The 15874-nt window shown below is 67.8% G+C and carries 18 protein-coding genes and 1 pseudogene; 13 read left to right on the top strand and 6 right to left on the bottom strand.

Annotation, left to right across the window (positions count from 1 at the left end; genetic code table 11):
• Positions 1-49: 49 nt before the first annotated feature.
• Positions 50-1183: a molecular chaperone DnaJ gene (gene dnaJ / locus J2T21_RS07215; RefSeq protein WP_307579951.1), complete on the top strand. Its 1134-nt coding sequence runs from the start codon at positions 50-52 to the stop codon at positions 1181-1183.
• Positions 1180-1983: a 16S rRNA (uracil(1498)-N(3))-methyltransferase gene (locus J2T21_RS07210; RefSeq protein ID WP_307579949.1), complete on the top strand. Its 804-nt coding sequence runs from the start codon at positions 1180-1182 to the stop codon at positions 1981-1983. Before dnaJ ends, J2T21_RS07210 begins: the two co-directional genes overlap by 4 nt.
• Positions 1984-2105: 122 nt before the next feature.
• On the opposite strand, the gene J2T21_RS07205 is transcribed toward J2T21_RS07210, so the two are convergent.
• Positions 2106-3035: a GerMN domain-containing protein gene (locus J2T21_RS07205; RefSeq protein WP_307579947.1), complete on the bottom strand. Its 930-nt coding sequence runs from the start codon at positions 3033-3035 to the stop codon at positions 2106-2108.
• A gap of 398 nt (positions 3036-3433) precedes the next feature.
• Between J2T21_RS07205 and J2T21_RS07200 the strand changes: the two genes are divergently transcribed.
• The 5 genes and pseudogenes from J2T21_RS07200 to J2T21_RS20850 all read left to right on the top strand — a co-directional run.
• Positions 3434-4549, top strand: coding sequence for a PhoH family protein (locus J2T21_RS07200; RefSeq protein WP_307579945.1), 1116 nt, complete (start codon positions 3434-3436; stop codon positions 4547-4549).
• Complete coding sequence (ybeY, locus tag J2T21_RS07195) at positions 4546-5019, top strand: rRNA maturation RNase YbeY (protein WP_307579943.1); 474 nt, start codon at positions 4546-4548, stop codon at positions 5017-5019. Before J2T21_RS07200 ends, ybeY begins: the two co-directional genes overlap by 4 nt.
• Complete coding sequence (locus J2T21_RS07190; protein ID WP_307579941.1) at positions 5019-6329, top strand: hemolysin family protein; 1311 nt, start codon at positions 5019-5021, stop codon at positions 6327-6329. The genes ybeY and J2T21_RS07190 overlap by 1 nt, the downstream gene beginning before the upstream one ends.
• A complete protein-coding gene (era, locus tag J2T21_RS07185) occupies positions 6326-7297 on the top strand; it encodes a GTPase Era (protein ID WP_071215057.1) in 972 nt (323 codons plus the stop codon). The genes J2T21_RS07190 and era overlap by 4 nt, the downstream gene beginning before the upstream one ends.
• A gap of 188 nt (positions 7298-7485) precedes the next feature.
• Positions 7486-7530: pseudogene (locus J2T21_RS20850) on the top strand (hypothetical protein); the annotation flags it as partial.
• Between the two features lie 20 nt (positions 7531-7550).
• On the opposite strand, the gene J2T21_RS07180 reads toward J2T21_RS20850, so the two are convergent.
• From J2T21_RS07180 to J2T21_RS07165, 4 genes are all read right to left on the bottom strand, one after another.
• Positions 7551-7700 (bottom strand): hypothetical protein, encoded by a 150-nt coding sequence (locus J2T21_RS07180; RefSeq protein WP_307579939.1) that lies wholly within the window; start codon positions 7698-7700, stop codon positions 7551-7553.
• A gap of 38 nt (positions 7701-7738) precedes the next feature.
• Complete coding sequence (locus J2T21_RS07175; RefSeq protein WP_307579937.1) at positions 7739-7972, bottom strand: hypothetical protein; 234 nt, start codon at positions 7970-7972, stop codon at positions 7739-7741.
• Between the two features lie 102 nt (positions 7973-8074).
• Positions 8075-8503, bottom strand: a complete 429-nt coding sequence (locus tag J2T21_RS07170) for a hypothetical protein (RefSeq protein ID WP_307579935.1) — start codon at positions 8501-8503, stop codon at positions 8075-8077.
• Positions 8500-8883, bottom strand: coding sequence for a hypothetical protein (locus tag J2T21_RS07165; RefSeq protein ID WP_307579933.1), 384 nt, complete (start codon positions 8881-8883; stop codon positions 8500-8502). The genes J2T21_RS07170 and J2T21_RS07165 overlap by 4 nt, the downstream gene beginning before the upstream one ends.
• A gap of 454 nt (positions 8884-9337) precedes the next feature.
• Here J2T21_RS07165 and J2T21_RS07160 point away from each other — a divergent pair, with 454 nt between their 5' ends.
• The 5 genes from J2T21_RS07160 (at position 9338) to J2T21_RS07140 (ending at position 13405) form a co-directional block, all read left to right on the top strand.
• On the top strand, positions 9338-9613 hold the full coding sequence (locus J2T21_RS07160) for a hypothetical protein (protein ID WP_307579929.1): 276 nt from the start codon (positions 9338-9340) through the stop codon (positions 9611-9613).
• A complete protein-coding gene (locus J2T21_RS07155; protein ID WP_307579927.1) occupies positions 9574-9822 on the top strand; it encodes a hypothetical protein in 249 nt (82 codons plus the stop codon). Before J2T21_RS07160 ends, J2T21_RS07155 begins: the two co-directional genes overlap by 40 nt.
• A gap of 187 nt (positions 9823-10009) precedes the next feature.
• The gene (gene leuA, locus J2T21_RS07150; RefSeq protein WP_307579925.1) at positions 10010-11749 is read left to right on the top strand and encodes a 2-isopropylmalate synthase; all 1740 of its coding nucleotides are present in this window, start codon (positions 10010-10012) and stop codon (positions 11747-11749) included.
• 88 nt (positions 11750-11837) lie between these two features.
• On the top strand, positions 11838-12590 hold the full coding sequence (gene recO, locus J2T21_RS07145; RefSeq protein ID WP_307579924.1) for a DNA repair protein RecO: 753 nt from the start codon (positions 11838-11840) through the stop codon (positions 12588-12590).
• A complete protein-coding gene (locus tag J2T21_RS07140) occupies positions 12587-13405 on the top strand; it encodes an isoprenyl transferase (RefSeq protein ID WP_373457900.1) in 819 nt (272 codons plus the stop codon). Before recO ends, J2T21_RS07140 begins: the two co-directional genes overlap by 4 nt.
• Here the strand turns inward: J2T21_RS07140 and J2T21_RS07135 are convergent.
• Positions 13402-14601, bottom strand: coding sequence for an alpha/beta hydrolase (locus tag J2T21_RS07135; protein ID WP_307579922.1), 1200 nt, complete (start codon positions 14599-14601; stop codon positions 13402-13404). The genes J2T21_RS07140 and J2T21_RS07135 overlap by 4 nt on opposite strands.
• 60 nt (positions 14602-14661) lie before the next feature.
• On the opposite strand from J2T21_RS07135, the gene J2T21_RS07130 reads away from it, so the two are divergent.
• Entirely contained in the window at positions 14662-15753 is a 1092-nt protein-coding gene (locus J2T21_RS07130) for a quinone-dependent dihydroorotate dehydrogenase (protein WP_307579920.1), read from the top strand.
• Positions 15754-15874: the final 121 nt, after the last annotated feature.

Genomic DNA, 15874 nt, shown 5'->3' with positions numbered 1-15874 from the left:
TGCGGGTCGCCAGCAATTTTTTGAAGTACGAAAGGACACAGCGAGCACTGTGAGCACCCATTACGAAGTCCTGGGCGTCAGCAAGGACGCCACCGGCGAGGAAATCAAGAAGGCCTACCGCAAGCTGGCCCGCAAGCTGCACCCGGATGTGAACCCCGGCGAGGATGCCAGTGAGAAATTCAAGCTGGTCACCCGCGCCTACGAGGTGCTCTCGGATGCGGACAAGCGCGCCAACTACGACGCCACCGGCAATGAGAACGGCAACGGCCAGACCGGCTTCGGTGGTGGCGGCGGTTTCGGCGGAGGGTTCGGGGACATCTTCGAGCAGTTCTTCGGAGGCGGCGGCGGGGCGCAGGGCCCGGCCTCGCGCACCCAGCGCGGCCGCGACGCGTTGATCACCGCCACCATCGACCTGGGCGACGCCGTCGCCGGGACCGTCTACCCGCTGGAGATGGAAACGGCAGTGACCTGCTCCACCTGCGAGGGCAGCTGCTGCCGCCCGGGCACCTCCCCGGTCACCTGCACCATCTGCCACGGCGCCGGCCAGATCCAGCGCCCGGTGCGCTCCTTCCTGGGCCAGATGATGACGGTGGAGACCTGTGCCGCCTGCCGCGGCTTCGGCACCACCATCGAGGACCCCTGCATCGACTGCAACGGCCAGGGCCGGGTCCGCGAGCGCATCTCCAAGCAGCTGAAGGTTCCCGCCGGCGTGGCCAGCGGCACCCGCATCCACCTGGCCAACCAGGGCGAGGCAGGTCCCGGAGGCGGTCCCAACGGGGACCTGTACGTCGAGATCGAGGTCCGCCGCCACAAGATCTTCGAACGCGACGGCGTCGACCTGCACGCCCGGATGAACGTCCCGATGACGGCGGCGGCTCTGGGCGCCGACCTGGATCTGGAGACCTTCGACGGTTCCCAGGTCATCGAGGTCGAATCCGGCGCCCAGTCGGGCGACACCGTGCGCCTGCCCGGGCTCGGGGTCCCGCGGCTGCGCGGCGGCAAGCGCGGGGACATCATCGTGCACCTGCACGTCGAGACCCCCACCAAGGTCGACGCGGCGCAGCGCGAGCTGCTCGAACAGCTGGCCAAGCTCCGCGGCGAGGAATTCGCCGAGGGCCGCATGGAAAACAGCGGCGGCATGTTCTCCCGCCTGCGCGGGAAGCTGGGCAACCTGGGCGCATGAGCAACCAGTGCTTCTTCCTTCCCGCCGGTGAGCTCGCCGGCGCGCGCACGGGCACCGAGCTGCACCTGGACGGGCCCGAGGGCCACCACGCGGTGACGGTCAAGCGCGTGCGTGCCGGGGAAATGATCGATTTGGTCGACGGGTCCGGCGTGCGGGCCGTCGCCGAGGTCACCGACACGCAGAAGTCCGCGCTCGATGCGATCGTGCGCGCTTTGGAGGTCGAGGCCGCCGCACCGGTGGGCATCACCCTGGTCCAGGCCCTGGCCAAGGGCGACCGCGACCTGCAGGCCGTGGAATCCGCGGTCGAACTGGGCATCGACGCGGTGCGGCCCTGGCAGTCGGACCGCGCGATCGTGCGCTGGAACGAGGCCAAGGCGGCCAAGGCGCTGGGCAAGTGGGAATCCACGGTGCTCGCTGCGCTGAAGCAATCCCGCCGCACCTTCCTGCCCGAGGTCCGCCCGATGCTCACCAGCTCCGAGCTGGCCCGGGACATCGCCGAGCGCGCCTCCTCCGGGGCGCCGACCCTGGTGGTTGTCCTGCACGAGGCCGGAACCGACTCGCTGGCCGCCGTGGTGGCCCAATGGCTTGAAGCCAACCCGGTGGCACCGTCCGCCGAGGCCGGCGCGCGGCCGGAAATCACGCTGGTCGTGGGCCCGGAGGGCGGGATCTCCGATGCCGAGCTTGGGACGTTCACCGCGGCCGGGGCCAAGGTCGCGCTGCTGGGCAGCCACGTGCTGCGGGCCTCCACCGCCGGCCCGGCCGCCCTGGTGCTGGTGCGCCACCTGCTCGGCCAGCTCTAGGAAGCCGGCTGCCGGCCCGCTGCGACGAAGAAGCAACATGCACAGAGGGATCCCCCTTTCCGGGGGATCCCTCTGTGCATGTGGTGGGTATCGGTACCGCTGTGCGGGGAACCGCAGTGCGGCTACTTGGTGACGGTGAAGTCCTTGGACTCGGTGCCGGCGTGGCGGCCGGTGGCGGCGTCGATTCCCCAGGCGGAGAAGGTGTAGTTGCCCGGCGCCAGCACGTAGGTGAAGGAGAACTCGTTGTGGCCCAGCGAATCCCCGCCCGTGTGCAGGTCACCGGAGGCCACGACCTGGTTGTCCTCGGGGGCTTCCCCGCGGCGGGTGATCTCCCAGGACTCCCCGCCGGAGAACGACGCGCTGACCCCGTGGAAGGTGACCTGGCCGGCCTTCTCGGTGCCGCCGAACTGCGGGTCGATGATCCACAGCGGGGCGGCCAGGTGGACGTCGCGCGTGAAGTTGTGGTCGAGCGGGATCTGGCCGAAGGCCTCGTAGCCCGATTCCCCGTCGACCAGGATCCGCACGCTTGGCTCCAGCCCCTCGGCGAGGATTCCGGCATTCGAGGCGGCTGCGGTGGCGGTGTAGACCAGCTGGGCGATGGAACGCTCGGCCAGGCCAGCATCGACTTCCGAGCCGAAGGCCTTGGCCGAAAGGTCCACGGTGATCACGTTGTCGGGACTGACGGAGGCCCCCACCGCGGCACTGGGTCGCCAGGCACTGAAGTAGCGCGGGTCTGCGGGTTTCTGGGTGAGCATGTAGCGGACCGAATCGGCGATCGGGTCGGCGGCGTCCTTGACCCGGACAAACTCGCGGTACAGGGACACGGTCCCGTCGTTTTCCGCCAACCAGTACACCGGGACGTGGGGGTTGGTGTTCAACGATTCCATTTCCACGCTCGAGAGCGGGGTGGGGGTTTGCACGCTGGTGGCGGCCTTCGGCATGGAGTACTGGTCGGTCGCCGAACCCAGACCGCAGGCCGCGAGGGTGCCGAGCACCACGGTGAGGCCGAGCACCGCAAGGCGGGTCCGGGAGGAACTACGTGAACAGGACATCGGAATGGGAAAGCTCTCTGGCAAGTTGCTGGGCGGGGGAACCGGTGAAGCCGGATTTGCGAGGGGGATGCCCGCTTCCGGCTTCCATCCCAGCTTGGCATAACTTGATGAACGGTAGGGAGCAAAACCCGTCGATCCGAAGGACTGTTGCCTGATTGATATCTGCCAACCGAAGTTGTGCCCGAATCGTTGCACATTTGCTTCAGATACCTTTCGAGCTAGGGTTTCCGGTCCTGCCTCCGCGGGTTCCGGTGTCCCCGCCGGGCTTCGAAGTCGCACCTGCCACCGGCCGGGGCGCGGCCATCCACGATAGGATTGAGCCAGTGCAGGGAACCATGGCAGCGGAAGGACCGCGGGCGCCATTCGCCGGCACGGAATGCGGAGGCTGCAACAGTCGTATGGACCAACAAGTGAGCCAGGAGGACCGGCCCCGGGGAACCGACGCGCTGGTCCAATTCGACAGTTCGGACCAAATGGTCGCCACCCTCGGCGCGCACGATGAATTGCTGCGCGTGATCACCGGGGCCTACCCGCAGGTGGAGCTCCACGCCCGCGGCAACGACCTGCGGGTTTCCGGGGACGCGACCCAGACCCACAAGGCCCTGCGCGTCATCACCGAGGCCCGCACGCTGGCCGGCAACGGCACCCGGATTTCCGCCCACACCATCGAGCAGCTCGTGCGCATGCTGGAGAGCTCCGGCGCGGAGAACGGATCGTCGGTGCTGGGCCTGAAGATCCTCTCGGGCCGCGGCAAGGCGATCCGCCCCAAGACCGTGAACCAGAAGTCCTACGTCGATGCCATTGACACCAACACCGTGATCTTCGGCATCGGGCCCGCGGGCACAGGCAAGACCTACCTGGCCATGGCCAAGGCGGTCGCCGCGCTGCAGGCCAAGGAGGTCAGCCGCATCATCCTGACCCGCCCGGCCGTCGAGGCGGGGGAGAAGCTGGGCTTTTTGCCCGGCACCCTCACGGACAAGATCGACCCGTACCTGCGCCCGCTCTACGACGCGCTGCACGACATGATCGAACCGGATTCGATGCCCCGGCTGCTGGCCGCGGGCACCATCGAGGTCGCCCCGCTGGCCTACATGCGCGGACGCACCCTGAACGACGCGTTCATCATCCTCGACGAGGCGCAGAACACCACGCCCGAACAGATGAAGATGTTCCTCACGCGCCTGGGCTTCGGCTCCAAGATCGTGGTCACCGGCGACATCACCCAAGTCGACCTGCCCGGGGGCACCAAGTCCGGGCTGCGCGTGGTCACCGAGATCCTCGAGGGCGTGGACGACATCGCCTTCTGCGAACTCGACGCCACCGACGTGGTCCGCCACCGCCTGGTCGGCGCGATCGTGGGCGCCTACGAGCGCTGGACCGTGCGCCAGGACCCCAACTTCAACCGTTCCAAGGCCCGCGCCAGGCGCCGTGCCACCGGCGGGCGGAACCCCGAACACCCCACAGAGAAGAAACAGCCGGGCACAGCGCCCGTAAACCAGGAGCACGCCCCATGAGCGTAGAGGTCAACAACGAGTCCGCGATTGCCGCGGACCTGGAGCGCATCAGCGCGCTGGGACGCCACATCCTGGCCGAACTGTACGTGCACCCGGAAACCGACGTGTCGATCATCCTGCTCGACGAGGAGCCGATGAGCGCACTGCACGTGGAATGGATGGACCTCGAGGGCCCCACCGACGTGATGAGCTTCCCCATGGACGAGCTGCGCCCCGGCACCCCCGGCTCGCCCACCGCCGCCGGAATGCTCGGGGACATCGTGATCTGCCCGCAGGTCGCCACCACCCAGGCCGCCACCGGGGGACATTCGGTGGAGGACGAGATCCTGCTGCTGGCCACCCACGGCATGCTGCACCTGTTGGGCTTCGACCACGCCGAACCCGATGAAAAAGAAGTCATGTTCTCCCTGCAGCGGGCGCTGCTCGAAGGATTCCTGGGCCGCCCCGCACCCCGGGAGACGATGGACTAGTGACCGCGATCATTCTCGCGATCTGTGCGCTGGTGTTCATCCTCAGTGCCGCCATGCTCACGGCCGCCGAGTCGGCCTACCTCTACCTCTCGCGCCAGCAGGCCGAGGCGCTGCGCAGCGAATACGGCCAGAAGCACCTGGGCAACATCCTCGCCGAATCGTTGGGCCACACCCACGCCGTGCGCTTCTGGCGCATCTGGTTCGAGACCGCTTCCGCGGTCGCGGTCGCGCTGTTCTACCACGACCTGTTGGACAACGTCTGGGTCGTCGGCCTGCTGGCCACCGTCACCATGGCCGCGGTCGGCTTCGTGCTGGTCGGGGTCTCCCCGCGGCGCTACGGGCGTTCCCACGCCGAATCGGTGGTGCGCCACACCGCGCCGCTGGTCCGTTTCCTGCGCGTGGTCCTGGGCCCGATCCCGGCCTGGCTGGTGGGCATCGGCAAGGCCATGAGCCCGCGCTCGGTCGCCGAGGACGAGGGCTTCCTGTCCAAGGAGCGCCTGCGCGACCTGGTGGACCGGGCCACCGAAGGCGACGAACTTGAGGACGATGCGGCGGAAATCATCAACTCGGTCTTCGACATGGAGGACACCTACGTCCGCTCGGTGATGGTCCCGCGCACCGACATGGTCACCATCGACAAGGGCGAGGGGCTCAAAACGGCCATGGACCTGTTCCTGGCCTCGGGCTGCTCGCGCGTCCCGGTGATCGGGGAGGACGCCGATGACATCTTCGGCATCGTCTACCTCAAGGACGTGGCCTACCGGCTGCACCTGAACCCGGACTCGACCGACAAGGTCGAGGACCTGGCCCGCAAGACCCGCTACGTCCCGGAATCCAAGTCCGTGGCCGAACTGCTGCCCGAGCTGCAGCAGGAATCCACGCACATGGCCATCGTCATCGACGAGTACGGCGGCACCGCCGGACTGGTCACCCTGGAGGACCTCATCGAGGAAATCGTCGGGGAGATCGACGACGAATACGACCGGGCCAAGATCGAGATCGAGGACCTGGGCGACGGCAGCTTCGTGGTGCGCGCCCACACCTCCATCGACGAACTCGGCGAGCTCTTCGACATCGACATCGAGGAAGACGAGGTCGACTCGGTGGGCGGGCTGCTGGGCAAGGTGCTCGAATCGGTGCCGGTGCTCGGATCGCACGCCAGCTTCGAGGGCATCGAGATGAAGGTCCTCTCATTGAGCGGACGACGCAACCGGATCGGCAAGATCCTGGTGCGCAAGGCAGAAGAACAACCCAAGACCGGCGAACACCTCGCCGACAAGGATGCAGGGCATCACAAGGAGCAATCATGAGCCGGAACATCAAGAAGCCACAGATGCTGCCCACCGGAGGCTGGCCCGAGGACTTCCGCGCCGGGTTCACCTCCTTCGTGGGCCGCCCCAACGCGGGCAAGTCGACGCTGACCAACGCGCTGGTGGGCCAGAAGGTCGCCATCACCTCGGCCAAGCCGCAGACCACCCGGCACACCATCCGCGGCATCGTGCACCGCGAGGATGCCCAGCTGATCCTGGTCGACACCCCGGGCCTGCACCGCCCGCGCACCCTGCTGGGCCAGCGCCTCAACGACCTGGTCGCGGACACGCTCTCCGAGGTCGACGCCATCGGCTTCTGCCTGCCGGCCAACGAAAAGATCGGCCCGGGTGACAGGTTCATCGCCACCCAGCTGGCACAGCTGCAGAAGAAGCCCATCGTCGCGATCGTGACCAAGGCCGACACCGTGGACCGGGCCGCGCTGATGGCCCAGCTGCTCGCGGTCACCCAGCTCGGGGTCGACACCCTGGGCGAGGGCGGCTGGGCAGCCGTCGTACCGGTCTCGGCCACCAAGGACTTCCAGGTCTCCGAGGTCGCGGACGTGCTGGTCAAGCAGATGCCGCTGTCCCCGCCGCTGTACCCGGACGGGGAACTGACCGACGAGCCGGAGGCGAAGATGGTCTCCGAGCTGATCCGCGAGGCCGCCCTGGAGGGCGTGCGGGACGAGCTTCCGCACTCCCTGGCCGTGGTCGTGGAGGAAATGGTCCCGCGCGAGGGACGCCCCGAGGACAGCCCGCTGCTGGATGTGCGGGTGAACCTCTACGTGGAGCGCCCCAGCCAGAAGGCCATCATCATCGGCAAGGGCGGGGCACGCCTGCGCGACGTCGGAACCCGCTCGCGCAAGGGCATCGAGGCGTTGCTGGGCACCCGGGTCTACCTCGACCTGCACGTGAAGATCGCCAAGGAATGGCAGCGCGACCCCAAGCAGCTGGGCAAGCTCGGTTTCTAGGGTGTCTCGCCTGATCTCTGGCGATTCGGTTTGGCGGGTGTCACGGGTGGATTCCCGTTACGCCCGCCTCTCCGATGCCCGGTGGGAACCGATTGCTCCGTTGGCGCCCGATTCCGCGGGCAGGGCGGGGCGCCAGTCAAGGGCCACCGGCTAGTGGCCGGGGCATCACCTGACGTTACCGCTCCGGCATCCCGTGGTGGGATCTGCCGGAGCGCTGCGGGCCTCGGACTAGCGTGTGGAAGCGCCACCGCCGCTACGCCGCGGACGGCACGTGGGATTCGGTGCTGGCCACGCTGTTGGGCCCCGCCGAGAGCCGCGGGCTGATCGACGAGGAGGTGTCGGTGGACCCCACGATCAACCGTGCCCACCAGCACGGCACCAACGGAGGCAGCGGAACCACCACGTCCGATGTCTCCGTGTGCGGGTGGCCCCGGGGTGCTTCTACCAGGAGCGGATTCCCCACGCATTGGTGACGGCGGCCATGGAGGGCTCCCGGGTGCGGATTTCCCGGCCTGCGTCCGCGTGGGCAACTTCGGCCAGTCCCAGGTCGGTCCGTCTCATCCAATAGGCCCAGCAGATGCCGTTGCCGACCCTGGACCTGAACCGGATACCCGCCAGTTCGGTGCCGTTATCGAGCACCACGCCGCGAAGCCACTGCGCGATGCGCGTGGTCACGTCGCGGTCGTTGGAGTAGGTGGCGACCCTGTCGATTTCCTCGCGCCCGGTGAAGGCCTTGACGCCGGACGACGGCCCCAGGGACAGGGCATCCAGCGTGGCCTAGTGTTCCATGTCGACCCATGGACCAGCGGATGCCGGAACCTGAATGCGATGGATCAGGCGTGAATCCCTCCAGGAGAACGGGAGGTGCCCGGGTTGCATGTGGCCGAGCTTCTCAAAATCGGCCGCCACTTCGCGCATGACCTCATCGGGATCCATGTCCCAGAGCGCTGCGAGCCGGCCCAGCTTTTTCTCGTGGCTGGGAACCATGCGCGCCCAGGCCAGGCATTCGCGAAAGGCCGTTTGGAGGGTGCCGGCAATGTAGATGGTGCGTCCCGGGGTGTCCCAGCGACTCCAATCATCCCGCAGACTGCCCTGGTGGCGCTTTTCGGGGTTCAGGGCCCCGTAGCTGGCGTTGGCAATCCGGTAGCCTGCCCCCGGACCCTCAATCAGTGCAAGGCCGGTCTTTTGGCAGATACGCGTGCTCAACCCGAGAATCCTCCGGTGAGCATGGCGTTGGCCGCTGCCCGGGTCTCCTTGTACCGGTCCTCCATGATGGCTTCCACGGGGGAGTCCTCATCCAGCCAGGGGTTCGAGCCGATGAACCACAACCGGGCGACGTGCTCCCCGTGTGCCTCGGACAGCTCGGTCCACAGGCGGATTGCTGCCATGAGGCGCCGGACCGCCGCCTGGTTGGGTTCCGGGCCGTCTTCCTTGGCCCATTTGTGGGAGATCCGGCGGTCCTTGCTGCCGGCCAACCCCGCAACCAGGGTCGGCCCCAGCCCGGCATTGAGCCGCCGAACGATTTCCCGGATCCCGAGTTCATTGGTGCGGACCGCTGCGGATCCCACGACTGCGTCGATGGGCATGTTTGGCCTCCCTTGGTGGTTCACGTACCTTCATTCTACCCGTAAAGCATATTGAAATCTACACAGAAGCTACATCAAGCAGGGATTGGCTGGTGCGTGAAGGAGACCTGGTGGTGCCATCTTTGCCGCGAGCTCCCCGCCCATCGTCGTGCGGTTTTTCCATGTCCGGCAGTTGTCAAAACCGGTCGCGGTTCGAACGCCAAGAAAGCCGTCGGGCGACTTGCGCAGGATTTCTGTCTGTGGGCCGATAATTGTCCATGGTGAGTTGGGGTCAGGTGAGGACCCTACCTGCGTGAATGCGTTGCACTCCGAGCTTTTTCGAACCGGGAAGGGGCCGTTTCGGTGGAAAATGGTGCGGCTGACACTGTTTTCAAATGAGCGGCATCGATCGAGGGAAAGCGGTTCATTGACGCTGGTGGTGATGGTCGGACCGGGGCAGGCCGGGGGTTCCCCGATGTCCGAGAACCCTCTGGACGCCCCGGAGGTCAGGAACCCGGCGACCGGGAGGGCCCGGAGACGCCCGGAACGGGCCATGGCCGAGACGGCCTACTCCTCGAAGGGCAACCGGGACTACCTCCGGGACCGCGGCATCCAATGCGTGATCCCCGAAAAGGACGACCGGAAGGCCAATCGGAAGCGCGAGGGCTCCGCCGGCGGCAGGCCGGTCACCTGCGACAAGGAAGCCTGCACATGCGCCGCAACGTCGTGGAGCGCAGCTTCAACGCCCTGAAGCATTGGCGCGGGATGGCGACGCGCTATGACAAGCCTGCGCTGACCTGCCGCTGGGCGGTGGTGCTCCACGTGATGGTCATCCGGGCGTCGCCCTCCAGAAATCACCATTGGGAGACACGCCCCAGCCGCACCGGCAGGAGCACGGCGATGGGTGCCCCGGAAAACCGGGACACCCATCGCTATGTGACACGCACCCGCAACAATTAGGTGACCTGCTTCATGGGCGGACGGAGGTCGATGTTATGGTGATCTTGTGCATTTCGGACTACTTCTACTAAGCCGCCGCGGCGAGACCCAGACAGGACTCTAACGCGTCCTTCGGCCGACCCCTCGCTGCGGAGTCACCCACTGTCCCGGCCCACTTTCGCACCACCAAGGAAAAGGCCCACAAGAAATGCAAAACATGCAAAAGCCCTCCGGAATGCCCATCCACAAATATGTGCCGTTCCAGGACCAGATCAACGTCTCGCTGCCCGACCGCACCTGGCCGGACAAGTACATCACCACCGCCCCGCGCTGGTGCGCCGTCGACCTGCGTGACGGCAACCAGGCGCTGATCGACCCGATGAGCCCCGAGCGCAAGCACAAGATGTTTGACCTGCTCGTGAAGATGGGCTTCAAGGAGATCGAGGTCGGGTTCCCCTCGGCCTCGCAGACCGACTTCGACTTCGTCCGCCAGCTCATCGAGCGCGGCATCCCGGACGACGTGACCATCCAGGTCCTCACCCAGTCCCGCGAACACCTGATCGAGCGCACCTACGAGGCGCTTGAGGGCGCCAAGCAGGCCATCGTGCACCTGTACAACTCCACCTCGGTGCTCCAGCGCCGCGTGGTCTTCAACCAGGACCAGGACGGCATCGTCGACATCGCGCTGACCGGCGCGCGTTTGTGCAAGAAGTACGAGGAGCAACTGGTCGGCACGAAGATCACCTACGAATATTCCCCGGAGTCCTTCACCGGAACCGAGCTGGAATTCGCCAAGCGCATCTCCGACGCCGTGGCCGAGGTTCTCGAGGCCAGCCCCGAGAACAAGATGATCCTGAACCTTCCGGCAACCGTCGAAATGGCCACCCCCAACGTGTACGCGGATTCCATCGAGTGGATGCACCGCAACCTGGCCAACCGCGACTCCATCGTGCTGTCCCTGCACCCGCACAACGACCGCGGCACCGGCGTCGCCGCCGCCGAGCTGGGCTACCTGGCCGGCGCCGACCGCATCGAGGGCTGCCTCTTCGGCAACGGGGAGCGCACCGGCAACGTCGACCTGGTGACCCTGGGCATGAACCTCTTCGGCCAGGGCATCGACCCGATGATCGACTTCTCGGACATGGACGAGATCCGCCGCACCGTCGAATACTGCAACCAGCTGCCGGTCCCGGAACGTTCCCCCTACGGCGGGGACCTGGTCTTCACCGCCTTCTCCGGCTCCCACCAGGACGCCATCAAGAAGGGCTTCGAGTCCATGGAGGCCGACGCCAAGGCGGCCGGCAAGACCATCGACGAGATCACCTGGGGCGTGCCCTACCTCCCGGTGGACCCGAAGGACATCGGCCGCTCCTACGAGGCCGTGATCCGCGTGAACTCGCAGTCCGGCAAGGGCGGGGTCGCCTACCTGCTGAAGAACGAGCACTCGCTGGACCTGCCGCGCCGCGCGCAGATCGAGTTCTCCGGGGTCATCCAGCGCAAGACCGACGGGGAAGGCGGGGAAATCTCCTCGGCCGCGATCTGGAACGTGTTCCAGGACGAGTACCTGCCGGTCACCGAGGGCTCGGACCACGAGCCGTGGGGCCGCTTCAAGCTCGGCTCGGCCACCGCTGACACCGCCGAGGACGGAAGCTTCGAGCTGACCACCACGCTGGTCATCGACGGGGTTCCGCACCGCCGCTCGGCCACCGGCAACGGCCCGATCAACGCCCTGGTGAACATCCTGGGCAACGAGGGAGTGGACGTGCGCGTGCTGGACTTCTCCGAGCACGCCCTGTCCGAGGGCGGCAACGCCTCCGCGGCCGCGTACGTCGAGGCGGCCGTGGGCGAGCGCGTGCTCTGGGGCGTGGGCGTTGACACCAACACCACCATGTCCTCGCTGAAGGCGCTGATCTCCGCGGTCAACCGCGCGGTGCGCGACCTGGCCTAGGCCCCATCGACGGCGCCGGCCCCGGGCGTGCACACGGACACACCTCTCGTGCACGCCCGGGGCCGGCTTTGTCTGGGATCATGGATACGTGTCACGTTCAACTTTCGCAGCCAAGAGCTACCGCACCCGCGGCATTGTCCTGCGCACCCACAAGCTGGGCGAGGCCGACCGGATCATCACGCTGCTGAGCCCCGAGCTCGGGGTGGTGCGCGCGGTCGCCAAGGGCGTGCGGCGCACCAGCTCCAAGCTGGGGGCCACCCTCGAACCCTTCATGGAGGTCGAGGCGCAAATCGTCGCCGGACGCTCGCTGCACACCATCATCCAGGCGCAGCTGCGCCACCCCTACGGCCAGGCACTCGTGGCCGACTACTCGGCCTACACCGCCGGCGCGGCGATGCTGGAGACCGCCGAACGGCTCACCGACTCCGAGGCCGATTCCCTTGGCGCGCAATACCGGCTGCTGCACGGCGCCCTGGCCACCCTGGCCCGCGGCGGGCACGAACCGGGCACCGTGCTGGACTCCTACCTGCTGCGCGCCCTGGCCGCGGCGGGCTGGGCGCCGAGCTTCACCCATTGCGTGCGCTGCGGGGCGGTGGGCCCGCACCAGGCCATCAACGTGCCCCTGGGCGGGGTGGTCTGCCACGACTGCCGGCCCGCCGGGTCGATGTCACCGTCCGCGGCCACCATCACGCTGCTCGCCGCACTGCTGGAGGGCGACTGGGAAGCCGTGGACGCCGCCGATGCACCCACCCGCGCCCAGGCCGGGGCCATCACGGCCAACTACCTCCAATGGCACCTTGAACGAGCCGTCAAATCCCTCAAACTCGTGGAGCGACAATGAGCAAACCCCCCAAGATCACCGGCAAGCCCGGACCCGGAGTCCCGGCCTCCCGCCCGGGCGACGCCCCGATGCCCCACATCCAGCCCGAGCTCATCCCGCAGCACGTGGCGATCGTGATGGACGGCAACGGCCGCTGGGCCAACGCGCGCGGCCTGCCCCGCACCGAGGGCCACCGTGCCGGGGAAGCGGCACTGCTGGACGTGATGGCCGGGGCCGTGCAGATGGGCATCAAGTATGTCTCGGTCTACGCCTTCTCCACCGAGAACTGGAAGCGCAGCCCCGAGGAGGTCCGCTTCCTGATGGGCTTCTCCCGCGACGTGCTGCGCCGCCAACGCAACACCCTGGACGGTTGGGGCGTGCGGATCCGCTGGGCCGGACGCGAACCGCGGCTCTGGCGCTCCGTGGTCAACGAGCTCAAGGCCGCCGAGGAACTCACCGCCTCGAACCAGACCTGCCAGCTGACCATGTGCGTGAACTACGGGGGCCGGGCGGAAATCGCCGACGCCGTGAAGGCCATCGCCGAACAGGTCGCCGCCGGGACGCTGAAGCCCTCGCAGGTCACCGAGAAGACCGTGGCCAGGCACCTGGACGAACCCGAGATGCCCGACGTGGATTTGTTCCTGCGCACCAGTGGCGAGCAGCGCACCTCAAACTTCCTGCTCTGGCAGTCCGCCTACGCCGAGATGGTGTTCATCGACGAGCTGTGGCCAGACGTGGACCGCACCACGCTGTGGGATGCGGTGCGCGAATATGCCAGCCGCGACCGCCGCTACGGGGGAGCGGTGGACAAGCCCGCGGCCCCGGCCGGAAGCTAGCCCGCCGGGCGTTCTCTCGCCGCGGCGCGCACGCCGTGCCCCGGCAGGTACCCGTTTCCCCAACGGTCGATCGCCGCATAGGCCGCGGCCCGCGGGCCGGGCAGCGAGGAAAACACGTCGTGCATGGCCCCGTCGATGAGTGTGTTTGCCACCTCGGAACCCAGGCGAAGGGATCGGTCGCGCACCACCTGCACCTCCAGCACCGAGTCGTGGTGAAGCATCGACTCGTCAAAGTTGGTGCCCAGGTGCGAGGTCTTCGAGGTCAGCACGAGCACCGGCACCTTGATGTCCAGGCCCCGTGAGACCTCGCGGTGCCCGGCCAACACCGCGGTGATCCAGCCGGCGGTCACCGGGAAGGCCACGGCCGGACGCCACAGCGGATGCAGGTCCCAGGAGCCCTGGGCCTGCCGGCTCATGGAGCGCCAGTAGTTGTCCAGTTCCGGCAGGTGCAGTTTTGCCCGCGGGCGCCGCCGTGCAATGGGCTCGACCACGCCCTGGGCGGCGTAGCGCACCAGGTAGCTGCCCTGCATCTCCAGCCACGGGCTGTTCAGAATCAGTGCCTGGAACGCGCCCGGGTGGCGGTTGACCCAGAGGCTCGCCACCAGCCCTCCGGTCGAATGCGCCACGCAGATTCCCGTCGTGTCCGCGCCTTCCAGCGAGCGGATCATCTGCAGCGCGGCGTCCAGGTCGGCGTCGTATTCGTCAAGGGACGCGGTGAAGCCGGGGTTCAGGTGATGGGGGCGCAGGCTGCGCCCGTAGCGGCGCAGGTCCAACGCGTAGAACGCGTAGCCGCGGTCTGTCCAATACCGCGCCAGTTCGGCGTTGTAGAAGTAGTCGCTCCAGCCATGGACCGCCAGCACGAATCCGGAGGTCCCGGGGGCGTCCGTCGCCCGGGGCCGGGATTCGGAGACCGGCCGGGGCCACCACCTGTCCAGGGCCGCGCCGAGCCGGGAGGCAGCGGTGGGGCGCACGTGCGCGGGCTCCGGGGCCGGGAGCCGGTGGCGCACCAGCGTGGCACACAATTCGCCCTCCGCATCGGCGCCCAGCGGCAGGGTCGTGTAGCTGAACCCCTCGCCCAGGATGTCGGGTTCCCAGGCGCCGGGCCGGGTCGTTGCGCTGAAGTCCGGCCAGGCGGCGCTGGGATCGTTCTCCGGCGGGGGCACGGACCTGGAACCGAGGGAGGAGGCGTGCGACATGTGTTGAGCATAACGAACTTGAAGTTGTTTGCGGCCCTGACACCGGGAAGACTAGGAACCATGCGCATCTACCCCACGATTTTCCGCCTCGTTTTCACGAAGATGGACCCCGAAAAGGCACACCACTTTTCCTTCGACGCCCTGCGGCTGGCAGAGAAGCTCGGGGTCTCGGGCATCTACCGGAAACTGTGTGCCCCCGACCCGTCGCTGCGCCGCACCGTGATGGGGATCGACTTCCCTTCGCCCTTCGGCCTGGCCGCCGGGTTCGACAAGGAAGGCGCCGGCATCCCGGCGCTGGCGGACCTGGGGTTCGGCCACGTGGAGGTCGGCACCATCACCGGTGCCGCGCAGAGCGGCAACGAGAAGCCGCGGCTCTTCCGCCTCGTCGAGGACAAGGCCGTCATCAACCGGATGGGGTTCAACAACGACGGGGCGCACGCGGTGGCCCCGCGCATCCGCGCCGCGCGCCTGGCCCTGTCCGGCCGCTACGGCGCGCAGCGGCCGGTGATCGGCGTGAACATCGGCAAGACCAAGGTCGTCGAGCTCGAGGACGCCGTCGGGGACTACCTCGTCTCCACCCGCGAACTGGCCGTCCACGCCGACTACCTGGTGGTCAACGTGTCCTCGCCGAACACCCCGGGGCTGCGCCTGCTTCAGGGCGTGGAGACGCTGCGGCCGCTGCTGGCCGCCGTGGGCGCCGAGGCCGACCGGGTCGCCGGCCGGCACGTGCCGCTGCTGGTCAAGATCGCCCCGGACCTGAACGACGCCGACATCGCGGACGTCGCCACCCTGGCCACCGAGCTGAAGCTGGACGGCATCATCGCCACCAACACCACCATTGCCCGCGAACCGCTGTCCAGCGACGCGTTCAAGGTCGCCGAGTTGGGTGCCGGGGGATTGAGCGGGGCCCCGCTGAAGGCTCGTTCGCTCGCGGTGCTCAAGGTGCTGCGCGAGAAGCTGCCCGATTCCATGGCGATAATCTCGGTCGGCGGGGTGGGCACCGGTGCGGACGTGATCGAGCGCCTTGAAGCCGGTGCCGACCTGGTCCAGGGCTACACCGCGTTCCTCTACGAGGGGCCGTTCTGGGTCCGCGGCATCAACAAGGCCCTGGCCAAGGCGCAGGCCCAGGGCCGGTCGCTGGCCAGGAAGTAGCTTCCAACACCCTCGCGGGCCCGTTGCACCGAACCGTCGGTGCAACGGGCCCGCGGTGCTTGGGGGCACTGCGCCCGGCGCCCCGGCCCGGAGGCAGAGCCGCCATCCGGGCAGCGAAAAG

This window comes from Paeniglutamicibacter psychrophenolicus (genome assembly GCF_030812255.1).
Classification (GTDB): domain Bacteria; phylum Actinomycetota; class Actinomycetes; order Actinomycetales; family Micrococcaceae; genus Paeniglutamicibacter; species Paeniglutamicibacter psychrophenolicus_A.
Note: the sequence above shows the minus strand (reverse complement) of the source record. Positions and strands in the feature narration are given on the sequence as shown.

Bases quoted from the DNA above. Each gene is read 5' to 3' on its own strand.
- J2T21_RS07155 (WP_307579927.1), top strand. From the start codon at position 9,574: ATGCGCCGCAACGTCGTGGAGCGCAGCTTCAACGCCCTGAAGCATTGG.
- J2T21_RS07160 (WP_307579929.1), top strand. From the start codon at position 9,338: ATGTCCGAGAACCCTCTGGACGCCCCGGAGGTCAGGAACCCGGCGACC.
- era (WP_071215057.1), top strand. From the start codon at position 6,326: ATGAGCCGGAACATCAAGAAGCCACAGATGCTGCCCACCGGAGGCTGG.
- J2T21_RS07205 (WP_307579947.1), bottom strand. From the start codon at position 3,035: ATGTCCTGTTCACGTAGTTCCTCCCGGACCCGCCTTGCGGTGCTCGGC.
- J2T21_RS07165 (WP_307579933.1), bottom strand. From the start codon at position 8,883: ATGCCCATCGACGCAGTCGTGGGATCCGCAGCGGTCCGCACCAATGAA.
- J2T21_RS07140 (WP_373457900.1), top strand. From the start codon at position 12,587: ATGAGCAAACCCCCCAAGATCACCGGCAAGCCCGGACCCGGAGTCCCG.
- J2T21_RS07200 (WP_307579945.1), top strand. From the start codon at position 3,434: ATGGACCAACAAGTGAGCCAGGAGGACCGGCCCCGGGGAACCGACGCG.
- J2T21_RS07210 (WP_307579949.1), top strand. From the start codon at position 1,180: ATGAGCAACCAGTGCTTCTTCCTTCCCGCCGGTGAGCTCGCCGGCGCG.
- J2T21_RS07130 (WP_307579920.1), top strand. From the start codon at position 14,662: ATGCGCATCTACCCCACGATTTTCCGCCTCGTTTTCACGAAGATGGAC.
- J2T21_RS07135 (WP_307579922.1), bottom strand. From the start codon at position 14,601: ATGTCGCACGCCTCCTCCCTCGGTTCCAGGTCCGTGCCCCCGCCGGAG.
- leuA (WP_307579925.1), top strand. From the start codon at position 10,010: ATGCAAAACATGCAAAAGCCCTCCGGAATGCCCATCCACAAATATGTG.
- ybeY (WP_307579943.1), top strand. From the start codon at position 4,546: ATGAGCGTAGAGGTCAACAACGAGTCCGCGATTGCCGCGGACCTGGAG.